The sequence below is a fragment of the Mesorhizobium sp. WSM1343 genome (assembly GCF_055901535.1).
In genome coordinates, this window is sequence record NZ_JBVVWZ010000002.1 from 60,469 (window position 1) to 73,205 (window position 12,737).

15 protein-coding genes are annotated in these 12,737 nt (G+C 61.0%); 5 read left to right on the top strand and 10 right to left on the bottom strand.

All coding sequences use genetic code 11. The features are described 5' to 3' along the window. The first annotated feature begins 60 nt into the window (after positions 1 to 60). The gene (locus tag AC0NIL_RS30810; RefSeq protein ID WP_013525379.1) at positions 61 to 330 is read left to right on the top strand and encodes a DUF6455 family protein; all 270 of its coding nucleotides are present in this window, start codon (positions 61 to 63) and stop codon (positions 328 to 330) included. 57 nt (positions 331 to 387) lie between these two features. Here the strand turns inward: AC0NIL_RS30810 and AC0NIL_RS30815 are convergent, their stop codons facing one another. Continuing rightward, a complete protein-coding gene (locus tag AC0NIL_RS30815; protein WP_013525380.1) occupies positions 388 to 1,086 on the bottom strand; it encodes a CBS domain-containing protein in 699 nt (232 codons plus the stop codon). Positions 1,087 to 1,234: 148 nt separating this feature from the next. Here AC0NIL_RS30815 and AC0NIL_RS30820 point away from each other — a divergent pair, with 148 nt between their 5' ends. Continuing rightward, the gene (locus AC0NIL_RS30820) at positions 1,235 to 1,450 is read left to right on the top strand and encodes a DUF1858 domain-containing protein (RefSeq protein WP_013525381.1); all 216 of its coding nucleotides are present in this window, start codon (positions 1,235 to 1,237) and stop codon (positions 1,448 to 1,450) included. Positions 1,451 to 1,452: 2 nt separating this feature from the next. Here the strand turns inward: AC0NIL_RS30820 and AC0NIL_RS30825 are convergent, their stop codons facing one another. Continuing rightward, positions 1,453 to 2,154 (bottom strand): Crp/Fnr family transcriptional regulator, encoded by a 702-nt coding sequence (locus tag AC0NIL_RS30825; protein WP_024505309.1) that lies wholly within the window; start codon positions 2,152 to 2,154, stop codon positions 1,453 to 1,455. A gap of 150 nt (positions 2,155 to 2,304) precedes the next feature. Between AC0NIL_RS30825 and AC0NIL_RS30830 the strand changes: the two genes are divergently transcribed. The 3 genes from AC0NIL_RS30830 to AC0NIL_RS30840 all read left to right on the top strand — a co-directional run bounded on the left by AC0NIL_RS30830 (position 2,305) and on the right by AC0NIL_RS30840 (position 4,769). Then, positions 2,305 to 2,742, top strand: a complete 438-nt coding sequence (locus AC0NIL_RS30830; protein ID WP_013525383.1) for a pseudoazurin — start codon at positions 2,305 to 2,307, stop codon at positions 2,740 to 2,742. Positions 2,743 to 2,844: 102 nt separating this feature from the next. Beyond that, positions 2,845 to 4,020: an NnrS family protein gene (locus AC0NIL_RS30835; RefSeq protein ID WP_013525384.1), complete on the top strand. Its 1,176-nt coding sequence runs from the start codon at positions 2,845 to 2,847 to the stop codon at positions 4,018 to 4,020. Between the two features lie 251 nt (positions 4,021 to 4,271). After that, on the top strand, positions 4,272 to 4,769 hold the full coding sequence (locus AC0NIL_RS30840) for a cytochrome b (protein WP_024505308.1): 498 nt from the start codon (positions 4,272 to 4,274) through the stop codon (positions 4,767 to 4,769). A 56-nt stretch (positions 4,770 to 4,825) separates the two neighbouring features. Here the strand turns inward: AC0NIL_RS30840 and AC0NIL_RS30845 are convergent, their stop codons facing one another. The 8 genes from AC0NIL_RS30845 to AC0NIL_RS30880 form a co-directional block, all read right to left on the bottom strand. Next, the gene (locus AC0NIL_RS30845) at positions 4,826 to 5,695 is read right to left on the bottom strand and encodes an SUMF1/EgtB/PvdO family nonheme iron enzyme (RefSeq protein ID WP_024505307.1); all 870 of its coding nucleotides are present in this window, start codon (positions 5,693 to 5,695) and stop codon (positions 4,826 to 4,828) included. 52 nt (positions 5,696 to 5,747) lie between these two features. Next, on the bottom strand, positions 5,748 to 6,854 hold the full coding sequence (gene nirK, locus AC0NIL_RS30850) for a copper-containing nitrite reductase (RefSeq protein WP_013524994.1): 1,107 nt from the start codon (positions 6,852 to 6,854) through the stop codon (positions 5,748 to 5,750). A 183-nt stretch (positions 6,855 to 7,037) separates the two neighbouring features. Next, positions 7,038 to 7,193 carry a cbb3-type cytochrome oxidase assembly protein CcoS gene (gene ccoS / locus AC0NIL_RS30855; RefSeq protein WP_013524995.1) on the bottom strand — a complete coding sequence of 52 codons (156 nt, stop codon included), beginning with the start codon at positions 7,191 to 7,193 and terminating at the stop codon, positions 7,038 to 7,040. Further along, positions 7,190 to 9,478 (bottom strand): cation-translocating P-type ATPase, encoded by a 2,289-nt coding sequence (locus AC0NIL_RS30860; RefSeq protein WP_024505306.1) that lies wholly within the window; start codon positions 9,476 to 9,478, stop codon positions 7,190 to 7,192. The genes ccoS and AC0NIL_RS30860 overlap by 4 nt, the downstream gene beginning before the upstream one ends. Then, on the bottom strand, positions 9,475 to 9,972 hold the full coding sequence (locus AC0NIL_RS30865; RefSeq protein ID WP_474048903.1) for a FixH family protein: 498 nt from the start codon (positions 9,970 to 9,972) through the stop codon (positions 9,475 to 9,477). Before AC0NIL_RS30865 ends, AC0NIL_RS30860 begins: the two co-directional genes overlap by 4 nt. Beyond that, the gene (gene ccoG / locus AC0NIL_RS30870; RefSeq protein ID WP_013524998.1) at positions 9,969 to 11,534 is read right to left on the bottom strand and encodes a cytochrome c oxidase accessory protein CcoG; all 1,566 of its coding nucleotides are present in this window, start codon (positions 11,532 to 11,534) and stop codon (positions 9,969 to 9,971) included. The genes AC0NIL_RS30865 and ccoG overlap by 4 nt, the downstream gene beginning before the upstream one ends. 181 nt (positions 11,535 to 11,715) lie before the next feature. After that, the gene (gene ccoP, locus AC0NIL_RS30875) at positions 11,716 to 12,579 is read right to left on the bottom strand and encodes a cytochrome-c oxidase, cbb3-type subunit III (protein ID WP_013524999.1); all 864 of its coding nucleotides are present in this window, start codon (positions 12,577 to 12,579) and stop codon (positions 11,716 to 11,718) included. 2 nt (positions 12,580 to 12,581) lie between these two features. Beyond that, entirely contained in the window at positions 12,582 to 12,731 is a 150-nt protein-coding gene (locus AC0NIL_RS30880) for a CcoQ/FixQ family Cbb3-type cytochrome c oxidase assembly chaperone (protein ID WP_013525000.1), read from the bottom strand. Positions 12,732 to 12,737 lie beyond the last annotated feature (6 nt).

A 12,737-nucleotide genomic window follows, 5' to 3' on the forward strand; every position in this document is an offset into this window, starting at 1 on the left:
CGAGATCAAGTCGTCGGCTGCCTGCATGGCTATGAGTCTCATAAGGCAGGAGTGACCAAGATGAGCTTTCTCGACTACCTGATTTCAGTCGACGCCAGGGTCGCGTTGATGGGTCGCATGATGCGCAAGCTGGGTGTCGACAGGCAGTTGAAAGTGGTGGCGGACCATGCAGCCGTCACCGATCGTGCGGTCAACCGCTGCCGATCCTGCGGCCATCAGGACGAATGCTCGACTTGGCTCGACCAAAACGAGCAAGCCGATGCTCCGCCAGACTATTGCCGCAACCGCGACCTGATCGCACGGCTACAACATGTGGCCGGACAGCGTTAGAACGTCGGGCGGCCAAGCACACATTTCGCCCCGGGAAATGGTGGTGCTAGCCCTTGGCTACGAGACCAGGATGACGGACAACGGCTCGGCGCAAAACAGATTGTCCTCAACGCCTTTAACGCCGGCTGCATTTTCGGCCGCGACGATTGCTGCCCGGCGCTCGCGCTCGTCGAAGATGGCGCCGTTCAGTTTTACGATCCCTTTGTCGACAGTGACATTGATCAGCTCATTTCGAGCCCATTTCTGCGCTGCAAGCTCCGCGACGATGCTCTGGCGTATCTGTTCGTTGTCAATGGCCATCGGGGTTGAGGCTGGCTGCATGTCAAGTAACGCACGAAGAAGATCGGAACGGGCAATCATTCCGACAACTTTATCGCCGTCGACGATCGGGACGCGTTTGATGCGGTGATGCGTCATCAACTCGACGACCTCGGCAAGCGATGCATTGGGGGATGCCGTGACGACGCTGTCGGTCATCACCTCTTCGATCCGTCGTCCGTTGGCGAGGACATATTCTTCGGCAACTCGTCCCGGGCTGACAAGAAACTCCAGCCAGCGTGGGCGCTTGCGCTGAGTGCCCAGCTCTTCACGGCGCAGGAGATCACCCTCGCTGATAATGCCCACCAGCGCGCCGTCACGGCGAATGACGGGAAGCCCGCTGATCTTGCTGGAGAGCATCAATCCGGCTGCATCGGCGATCGACGCAGACGGATCAATTGCAACGACCGGTGTGGTCATTATGGTTTTGGCTTGCATGCCAACCTCCTCAGATACTTTATCCCATTGCTTATCGAGGTCGCGCGCGCCGTGTCTTGATCTGAATCATTTTCAGATTGCGAAAGCGCAACGAGAGCGGTCCGAACGCGATTTATGAAGAGGCTTCGCAAATCGCGGAGACTTCATCGTGAAGCAACCCAGTTCGATTGACCCCGACATGGTCGTTGACGAAATCATGAGGAAATGGCCGGCAACGGTGGCTGTGGTGCTGAGATACAAGATGCTGTGCGTCGGCTGCCCGATCGGCACATTCCATACCGTGGCTGAAGCGTGCCTTGAACACCACGTCGATGAAAGCCGTTTCATCGCCGACCTGGAAGCGACTGTCCGCCGCAGAGAATGAGATCAGCGCTTGTCCCGGTTCTCGGCCAGAACTACAAGGCGGTGCGCATCCTTCACGGTGACCTTCTGGCGTCCGCTGACGATTATCCCATTGTCTTCCCACTTGCTGAGCAAGCGGCTGACGGTGTGCAGCGTCGTTCCCGTCATCTCGGCAATGTCCTGCCTGGAAATCGGGAAATCGATTTCGATGCCGCTGTCGGTCTTTCGGCCGGTCTGGTTTGCCAGTCGCAGAAGCGCATGCGCAACCCGCTGCTCCACCTGCTCGGTGGACATCTCCACGACCCGCGTCTGCGTCTCCTGCAGCCTGGTTCCAACCGTCCTGTATGTGGCCGCCCCAAACACTGGGAAGCATCCCGCCAGGTCCGGCCACAGAGCGTTTGGCCAGGCGAGCACCACGCAGTCCACCGCCGCAATTGCGCTGGCTGGGTAGGTCGTTCGGCCAAGTGCCGCGGCGACGCCAAAAATCTCGCCTTCGCTGATGTATCTGGCGATGACCTGTTGTCCGTCCGGTGTGGTGCGAACGACACGGATATGCCCGGCGATCAGCACGAAGAAGGAATGAGCCTCGGCTTCCTGCTCGAAGATCGCAGTCTCCTTGGCATAGCGAGACGACCGCGCATCCCGCAGGATCTCGCTCTGCTCGTCGGGCGTCAGACCCTGGAAGAGCGGCAGTCGCGAAATCAGCGATCGGTCCAGCGCAGCCAAGCGATTCCTCACGGCCCTACGGTTCCGCATCAGTCGTGCGGAAGACCTTTCTTATCCTGAGTTTGCGCCAGCGCAAATTGTTCCCAGCCGCGTCAGGCTAAATGGCATGGAACGGCGCAATGCCGCGAAGACGAAACAAAGGACAAATCGATGAAACTCTCCATCCTCGCCGCCGCAGTCTCTATCCTGGCGCTCGCCGGCGGCGCAAGCGCCGAAGAGCATATGGTGCAGATGCTCAACAAGGGCGAAAAGGGCGCCATGGTTTTCCAGCCGGCCTTCGTCAAGGCAGCCCCTGGCGACACCGTCAAGTTCGTGCCGACCGACAAGAGCCATGATGCCGAGTCAATCAAAGGCATGCTTCCAGACGGCGCCGAGCCCTTCAAGGGAAAGCCCAGCGAGGAAATCACCGTTACGCTGACAAAGGAGGGCGTTTACGGCGTCAAATGCGCGCCTCACTACGGCATGGGCATGGTCGCCCTGATCGTTGTCGGAAAGCCGGTCAATCTCGATGCCGCCAAGGCGGTCAAGCATCCCGGGAAGGCAAAGACGGTGTTCGCCGACCTGTTCACCCAGGTTCCGGTCAACTGATCGGCAATCGATACAGCCATGCCTGCCGCATGAGGGCAGGCGAGGGCCGGACGGACCGAGGGCGGCGGTTCATCCGGCCCTGTTCATTTGGAGACGCAAATCATGGGGATTCCACGCCTGCGGGCCTACACAGGACCCGCATTTCTTTCCTACGGATTCAGGCCCTTCTTCTTCCTCGGGTCGCTGTATGCCGCGCTCTCCATTCTGCTTTGGCTGCCGATATATGCCGGCGAAGTCGATGCCCACAGTGCGTTCGTTGCCGTCGACTGGCACATTCACGAGATGCTGTTCGGCTATCTGCCGGCGATCGTTACCGGGTTCCTGCTGACCGCCATCCCCAATTGGACTGGCCGGCTGCCCGTACAAGGCTTGCCACTGCTGGCGCTGGTCGTCCTGTGGCTTGCCGGGCGCGCCGCTGTCTACTTCTCGACCGACATCGGCTGGCAAGCAGCCGCGGTGATCGATGGCTCATTTCTGTTTGTGGTGGCTGCCGCCGCCGCCCGCGAAATCATCGCCGGACGCAACTGGCGCAACCTCAAGGTGCTGCTGCCGCTTGTCGTGATGGCGTGCGCCAACGGCATGTTCCATATCGAGGCGCACCTTCAAGGCACATCCGACATCAGCCGCAGGCTCGGTATGGCTGCGGGGATCGTACTCATCTCGCTGATCGGTGGGCGTATCATTCCGAGCTTCACACGCAACTGGCTCGCCCGGGAAAATCCTGGCAAGCTGCCTGCACCGTTCGGCCGTTTTGACATCGCATCGATAGCCATCTCAGCTATCGCGCTGGGAGCGTGGACGTTCGCCCCCCACAACCGCGTCTCAGGAATGCTTATGGCCGTCGCTGCAATCTGCCAGGTGTGGCGTCTGTCGCGCTGGGCTGGCGAACGCACATTGCGGGATCCGCTCGTGCTCATCCTCCACCTTGCATATGCTTTCGTGCCCGTCGGTTTTGCGTTGGTTTCGGCGTCGATCCTTTTGCCCGCAATCGTACCGGTCGCTGCCGGGCTGCATGCGTTCGGCGTCGGCGCCGTCGGGTCAATGACGGTCGCAGTGATGGCCCGCGCCACGCTTGGCCATACCGGCCGGCAACTACGGGCCGGACTGCAAACCATTGTTGTCTTCGCGGCGATCCTGATCGCTGCCTTGTCACGAATCCTTGCGGTTTTTCTCCCTAAGGACGCGATCGTCAATGTCGCCGGCGTTGCATGGGTTCTGGCCTTTGCTGGCTTTCTCCTAGCCTACGGCGTGGCCTTGACGACGCCGAAGGCCAAGTAGCGATCTGAGGGGATGATGTGACGCTGCCCCACAAGCTCAGACAACTGTGAGGCTAAAACTATAATCCGGACGAGGGACGTGGCCGGTGCCTCCACGGCGAGGGCCGCGGACGGCTGTTCGACGTCCCCATCGCCTTACAAATGCGTAAGGTTGCAGCCACAATTCCGGGAGGATTCGAGCCAAATTATGTCGATGTTCCCTGGCTATTCAGTATCGCGATCACGCAGCTGTTAAACGTCAGGAAAAATCAAATGACGGAAACCAGAATTGGCTACTCAACTTCCCAGATTGCGCTTCATTGGATCATAGCTGCGCTGGTGTTATTCCAACTGTTCTTTGGCGAGAGCATGACAACCGTGGTCGATGCTGCCGAAGATGGAGCCGCCGTCTCGTCAGCCGATCAGGCATTGGGCTCTGCCCATTACTGGATAGGAATTTCGACCCTGGCACTCGTGCTGATCCGGTTGCTAATGCGTGTAGTTTCCGGTGCGCCTGAGCCTGCAGAAAGCGGACCTGGCTGGATGCGGATCGCCGCACGTGGTTCACACGGCCTTTTCTATCTGCTCTTGCTTTTAACGCCCATTGTGGGACTGCTCGCTTTCTACATTGGCGACCCATGGGGCGACATCCATTCCCTCAACAAGCCAGTGTTTGTCGTCCTGATTTCGGTCCATGCCGTGGCGGCACTGTTCCACCAGTACTGGCTTCGCGATGGCACACTGAAGCGGATGCTGTCGCCCGGTCGATAAGCGGGTCCGTCACGTTTGTAGCCGCCGCCGATACTAAGATCCGACGGCGCTGACGGTCAGATTATTCTCAGGTGAGAGAGCAGATCGCTCGCCCAGCCAGAGCGGTCTCGCACCAGCCTGAATCCCAGATTGTCGGGAGGCGTACCGACGGCACAGCCTCCGCTTTTTCCGTCACTGACGAAGTTCGACATGTAGGCTCTGTGAAGCCCTTCAAGGACGTGGACACCGCAATTGTCGACCGAACTCGCAACACCGCTTCCATCCGCAGCCAACGTGGTGCGGACATAGCAGGTCGAAGTCCACTCCCAGACGTTGCCAGAAAAGTCGGCAAGGCCCAGGGAATTGAAACCAAACGAGCCACGGCTCTTGGGCATCGGGTCCGGTTTGCGATTGAGGTCCACCTCGGCCTTGTAGCTGGTGAGCCATCGTCTGGCGGGGTTGGTGGCGTCGTTTTCGACACCCTCGAATTCGCCTGCGAACCGCTCAGCAGCGGCAAAGGCCCACTCTTCGTCGGATGGCAGTCGCCATTGGTCGCCGGTCACTTCCGAATACCACCGGGCGTAGGCATTCGCATCGAGATAGCTTACTCCGGTGACGGGAGCATTGCTTGGGATCGCGCGCGTCTCCTGAGCTGGCTGACAGCCGCCAGCCGACACGCAGTCCGCATAGTCGGCCGCGCCGACCTGGTAGGCCATGATTTCGAGAGGTCTGTCGAGTTGCCGCTCGAGGCGGGGGTTGCCTTGCGGGCGTCCCTCTTTCAGGAACTCGCCCGGAGTCGGATAGATGATCGAACCGGAAAGCAAGACAACCGTCATAGCGATGGGGTGGGATTGTCGATCTCCAAAGACCGCCTCTAGCGAGAGCCCTACCGGAACAGCAGCGGCGGCCAGGGCGACCGGCAGGACCTTCAGGATGAAAAGAGACATGGCTTTTGTCCTTGCCCGGACAGCGGCGCCGTCCGGGCATTTTCGAGTGCCGTCAGTTGGTGGCTATGGGTTTGGGCGCCTCGACCTGCGTCATCAGGTCGGCATCCCACTCGCCTTCGACCATGAAGTGAGCGGTCGCTCCGAGTTCCACGGCCTCAATCAGATTGTGATTCACGTAGGCGTAGACACCTGGCTGCAGGAACGTATACAGCGCCGAGCCCGCCGAGCCGCCACGGATGAACCAGGTTTCCAGGTCCTTGGCCGGCGGGTTGGCGAATTTGCCCTGTTCCCAGACATAGTCGCCGTGACCGCCTATCAGATGCGGCCGGGTATCGCGGTTGGCCTGTGAATGGACGATCAACACGGTCTCGCCGACTTTCGCCTTCATGGCGTTGTCGCCGGTCAGGGAACCTACCTTGCCGTTGAACAAGACATGCGTCGGGATCAGCCCGCGCATGACCTTGACGATGTCATCGTAACCGTCGCCGGCAGATTCGTAGCTCTTGAAATTGCCCTTCTCGTCGCGCGGAATATAGAAGTCGTTCTCGCCGATGTAGAAGATCTTGTCGTATCTGGCCGGCTCGCCCTTGTCGTTCCTGAGCCCATCGCGCGGCAACACCATGATTGCGCCGCTCATGCCGGAGACGACATGCCAAGGGATCATCGCGCCACCAGGTGCGCAGTGGTAGACGAACGTTCCCGTCCGCGTCGCCTTGAAGCGCAAGGTCACCTGTTCGCCGGGATTGATCAGCGTGAGACCGCCACCACCCAGAGCGCCAGTCGCGGCGTGGAAGTCGATGTTGTGGGCGAGTGAGTTGGTGTCGGGATTGATGAGCGTCAGCTCGAGATAGTCGTCCTGATGAACGACCATCAGCGGGCCGGGGATCGAGCCGTTGTAGGTCATCGCATTGAGCGTCGTGCCGTCGGCGTCGATGACAAGAGGCTTTTCCTCGATCGTGATGGTGAACTCGACGATCTTGGGTCCACCCTTGGCGACCTGATCGTGCGGATGGACGAACGGCGGTGCCACGAGCTTGATCTTTTCGCGGGCGAGCCCTCGAATGTCCGCCTTTGTCACAGGTGCCGAAAATGCAGGTAGTGCTGCCACGGCGGCAGCGCCGATCGCTGCCCCGAACAGAGCTTCACGTCGCGTGATCATGTCAGTCTCCTATCTCTCAACCGTTGCGGATGAGCAGAACCTAGCTGACCTGACGCAGCGTTTCTTTGCGCTGGCGCAAATTGGTGGAGTTCATTTTGGAGACCTAAGATTCTCGGACACCGATCTGGCGCGTCATAGTCAAGGTGGAGACGGTCGTGGTCCGGTTATTTTGCCAGCACTTCGCTATCTGCCGATCTTGTCTTCCCGATCGATAAGGATCCGCTCGGCGGCGCCGTCGAGATCTTCGTACTGGCCACTCTTCAAAGCCCACAGGAACCCCCCCAGGCCAAGCGCGCCAAGAAAGAGGGCCACAGGTATGAGGTAGGCAAGGGTTGTCATGAGGATTGGGCCAATTTGGTGATATCGGAACGCCTGTCGCGCCGAACATTTTTCACCGGCGAACTTGGCCTGGAACTCTGCAGACGCAGCGCATTTCCGATCACGAGCAGCGATGAAGCGGACATGGCGATCGCTGCGATAAGAGGCGTGACGTGGCCCAGGATGGCGATCGGCACGGCGACGGCATTGTAGACGATCGCAATCGCGATGTTCTGGCGGATCAGGTGTCCCGCCTTGCGCGAGACATCCAGCGCGAGAGGCACAGCCAGAAGGCTTTCGCGCAGGAATACGAAGTCGGCCGCATTGCGGCCAATGTCGGCGGCGGTGGCCGGTGCGATCGAGACATGCGCCGCGCTCAGTGCAGGCGTGTCGTTGAGGCCGTCACCAACCATCAGAACCTTGTGTCCGTCTTTCGCCAGGGTCTCGATGCGCTCGACCTTGCCGGATGGCAACAGGCACGGAACGAAGTCCTCGATACCCAGCATCTCGGCGGCTTCACCGCAGGCACCCGCAGTATCGCCCGACAGCATCTGCACCGACACCCCGGCGTCGCTCAATAGCTTGATCGCCAAGCCGGCGTCGGCGCGCAGCGCATCCTCGAAATTGAAGGTCGCGACAATGAGCCCGTCTTTTGTCAGCACCGTTCCGCCATAGCCATGTTTGCCTTCACCACCGGTCCGGGCCTTCCATCCAGCCCATCCGCGTCGACCTAGCCGCCAAGTGCTTCCGGCGTCGGTGGCTTCGATGCCAAACCCTGGATGCTCGGTCACGGTATCGAATTTGTGCCGCGCGCCAGGAGCGGCAAAGCCGGCTATGGCCCTTGAAAACGGATGGCGGGAATGCGCGGCCATGTCTCCCGCGACTGCCAGCATGCCCGGATCCATCGAGCCCGCATTGACCAGCCGGGGCTGGCCGAGCGTGAGGGTCCCGGTCTTGTCGAACACTGCTGTATCAATCGTCGCCAGGCGCTCCATGGCCGAACCGTCCTTGACCATGATGCCGTTCTCGAACAGGCGCCGCGCGGCGACCACCTGCACGATCGGCACGGCGAGGCCGAGCGCGCACGGGCAGGTGATGATCAGAACGGCAATGGCGATGGTTGTCGCCCGGTGCCAGTCGCCCGTCGCCGCCATCCAGCCAAGGAAAGTCACGAAGGCGGTGAGATGAACCACCGGAGCATAGAGCGCTGAAACGCGATCGGCGATCCGGCGATAATGCGCGCGACCGCCCTCAGCGGCTTCCATGAGCCGAACCATTTCCGCCAGAAACGAATCTTTCGCGGCGGCTGTCGCCTCAATCGTCAGCGGGCCGGTCAGGTTGAGGACTCCAGCCTGTACGGCTTCGCCTGGCGCTACGCTTCGGGGCGTGCTCTCGCCCGAGACAAGCGAACAGTCCAGGTCCGACGTCCCTCGAGAGACCTTGCCGTCGACGGGTATCCTTTCACCGGCTGCGATCAACAGCAGCATGCCGGGTTCGATCTCGCCAACCGGCAGATAGTCGCGTGCGCCGTCGCCGCGCAGCACCATGGCGCCACGTACGGCCAACTGGGACAGGCCTTTCACGGCGGTCCGGGCACGTTCGCGCATCACGTGATCCAACGTGCGGCCGATCAACAGGAAGAACAGCAGCGACACCGACGCATCGAAATAGGCGTGGTCGCCATGGTTGATCGTCTCGTAGAGGCTCATGGCGTAGGCGAGGGACACCCCGACCGCGATCGGCACGTCCATGTTCATGCGGCCGTGACGCAGCGCGTTCCAGGCCGAGCGGAAGAAGATGCCGCCCGCGAAGGCAAGTGCCGGGATCGCGATCAGCGCCGAGAGCCAATGAAACAGGTCCCGCGTTGCGCCTTCGGCGCCAGACCAGACCGACACTGAAAGCAGCATGATGTTGCCCGCCGCAAAGCCGGCGACAGCAACGGCGCGGATCAGCTCCGAAAGCGTTTTGTCCTTGTTGTCGACCTCGGGGTCGAACAGATGCGCCTCGTAGCCTAGCCGTCCCAGCGCGGCGACGAACGGTGGCACCTGGTTTCCACGCCAGCGGACCGCGACCCGCTTCGTCGACAGGTTGACCCGAGTGCTCTCCACTTGATCGAGCATTCCCAATGCCGTCTCGATCGCCTCGATGCAGGCCGCGCAATGAACCGTGGGGACTGAAAGATCGGTCTGGCGGAGATCATCGCCGAGCGATCGGCTCGCCAGCCTGATCTCCTGGCTGGACGGCAGGACCGATCCGGTGTTGACCAGATCAAGCGCCATTTCGGCGCCCGGTGCACAACAACTCATTGCAGCGCTCCATTGGAAATCATGATCCTGCGGACGTCGCGATACGGCTTTTCCAGACCGGCGTCGGCGTCGAATTCCACAATCCAGACGCCGTCCTTCGGCATGTGCTGGGCTGCGAATTCCTGGTCCGAGGCGGGCGCGAGGATGACCGACTTGTCCTCTTTCTCGTAGGCGGGATGGCGAAACAGCACCTTGACGCCATGCAAGGGAACCGGCTTGCCGGCGGCGTCGGTGAGGCCATAGCGAACTTCGCCCCATGCGATGGTCAGCCTGCCGGTCCAGCCAAGGGCTGCTTGCGCGCGACCCTCCTCGGCCTTCTTGTTGAATTGCTGGCTCGCCACATAGGTGTTCTCGACGACAAGGCCGGTCCAACTGGTGTTGGCGAGCGTGGCCATCGTCAGATTGACCGCGATGACCACGCCGAAGAAGGCAAGGATGGTGAACAGCATGTGCCTGCCGGTGAATTCGCGGGTTTTTTCAGCGTTAGCGGTCATCTGGCGATCTCCGGCGCGTTGAAGGTGGCGGTGTATTCGTCCGCCTCGAAGCTCGACTTGTCCTCGACACGGAACGTGAAGGTTTGCGCTGCGCCACGGATTTGGTCGGCCGGCTGGCGCACGAAGACCTTCAGCATTTTCAGGCGATCGGGCTCGACCGGGATGGCAAAGGAGCGGCCCGCCTTGATGTCGTCTCCGACCACGCTCATTTCGCCTCCTTGCAAGCCCTGCATGGTGACAACAATGATCCGCGGCTCGGGGATCATGTTGAGCAGTTTGACGGTGTAGCCGTTGCGGATGGAGCCGTCGGACAACGTTACGAATTGCGGATTGCGGTCGTGCAGCACATTGACTTGGAGCCTGTCGCGCGTCAGCAGCGAATAGAGCAGACCCAGGCCGATCAGCGACCACAGACCCATGTAGACGTAGGTGCGTGGCCGGAAGATCTTGCTGACATGGAAATGCGCCACCTTGTCGGAGAACAGGCCATCAGCGGTCCTGACCAGCGACGGGTTGACTGAACTGGAGCCGCCCGCGGTCGCCAGCATCATGTTGGCGTTGTAATCGGAGAGCGTTGCATAGGAAATCAGTCCGCGTTCCCTGCCGAGCTTGCCCATGACGCCGTCGCAGGCGTCGATGCAAAGCGCGCAGGTGATGCATTCGAGCTGCTGGCCGTCGCGAATGTCGATCCCCATCGGGCAGACCGCGACACAGGCATTGCAGTCGACGCAGTCGCCGACCGACTGTCCCGCGGCTTGCACCTTCTTGGCATGACGCGAACGCGGTTCGCCGCGCCAGTCATTGTAGGTGACGGTGAGCGAACTTTCGTCGAGCATGGCCGCCTGGATGCGTGGCCATGGACACATGTAGGTGCAGACCTGTTCGCGCATCAGCCCGCCGAACGTATAGGTCGTGGCCGTCAGCACGGCGACGGTGATGTAGGCAACGGGTGCCGCGGTGCCGGTGAAGAGTTCGCCAACCAGCGTCGGCGCATCGGCAAAATAGAAGATCCAGGCGCCGCCCGTCGCCGCCCCTATGCCCAGCCAGATGGCGTGTTTCGATGCCCGCAGCGCAAGCTTGCGGGCGGTCCATGGGCCGGCATCGAGTTTCATGCGTGCGTTGCGATCACCCTCGATGGCGCGCTCGACGACCAGAAACAGATCGACCCATACAGTCTGCGGACATGTATAGCCGCACCAGGCGCGACCGATAGTCGACGTGATCAGGAAAAGACCGACGCCGGCCATGATCAGAAGGCCGGCCACATAGTAGAATTCCTGCGGCCAAATCTCGATGAAGAAGAAGTAGAAGCGCCGGTTGGCGAGATCGAGCAGCACGGCCTGGTCCGGGGCGAACGGGCCGCGGTCCCATCGCAACCACGGTGTCAGGTAGTAGATACCGAGTGTGATCGCCATCACCAGCCACTTGAACCGACGAAAGTTCCCTGTTGCCCGTTTCGGGAATATCTTCTTGCGCGCGGCATACATCGGCTGGCGCACCTTGGCGGAATTGACCGCTTCGGCTTCGAGCCGCTCTACCTGCGTATTGTCCAGCACATGCATCTCCACTCGCGCAGGCGACAATCTGCCCATGCCCAGGCTGCCAGCGTAGGCAAGTCTTGGCGCGGGGCGGGGGCAGGCGCGTTGATGCAAGTCAATTGCCGGTGCCGAATACAGGTCGAGGCCCGGCATGGCCGGGCCTCGTCGCTTGGCTGGCGAAGGGCCGGGAACAGGTCCCCGCTTCCTATTCCCCACCACCAAGCGAATGGATGTAGACGGCGAGCTCCTTGACCTTGGTCTCGCCCAGGCGTGCGCCCCAGGCTGGCATGACGCCCTGTTTTGGCGCACGGACCTGGGTGGCGATGGCTGTCTCACCGGATCCATAGAGCCAGATCGCATCGGTCAGATCGGGGGCGCCCAGCTCCTTGTTGCCCTTTGCATTGTCGCCATGACAGGCCACGCAATTTTCAGCAAAGACCTTGGCGCCGGGCTCGACGAGGCCGGCATGCTGGACCTTTCCCGACAGGCTGGCGACATAGGTGCCGACCTGAGCGATCTGGTCAGCGGTTATGATGTCGCCAAAGGCAGGCATTTCCGACAGGCGCGTGTCCGGATCGGACGCGAAGCGGATGCCGTGCGTAATCGTCTGCTGGATCTGCTCGGCCTTGCCGCCCCACAGCCAGTCGTCGTCGTTGAGATTGGGAAAGCCCTTGGAACCTTGGGCGCCGGAGCCATGGCATTGTACGCAATTGACCTTGAAGGCGGCACCACCGGCCGCGATTGCGAATTCGCGCAGGCCATCGTCCGCGGCGATCTCCGAGACGCTCTTGGACGCCACCGCCGAGATGTATTTGCCCTTGGCGGCTTCAGCCGCAGTCAGCTCGTTCCTGACTTCGTTGCGGCTGGAATAGCCGAGCAAACCCTTCGTCGCCGAGTGCAGCAGGGGCCATGCCGGATAGGCGATGGTGTAGCCGATGGCCCAGACAATGGTGATGTAAAACGTGATGACCCACCATCTGGGAAGCGGGTTATTCAGTTCCCGGATGCCATCCCATTCGTGGCCGGTGGTCGAGACGCCGGAGATTTCATCGATATGCTCGTCGCTCATGATCACTCGTCCTCAAGGGGAATCCGGGCAGCTTCGTCGGCCAGCTTGCGGCTGCCGGGGCGGAGCGCGAAGGCAGTCGCGCCGACAAAGAAAAGCGCCATGGCGACCAGGCCCCAGCTGTCGGCAAACTCTCGCATCAAATTGTAATCCATGGGTAG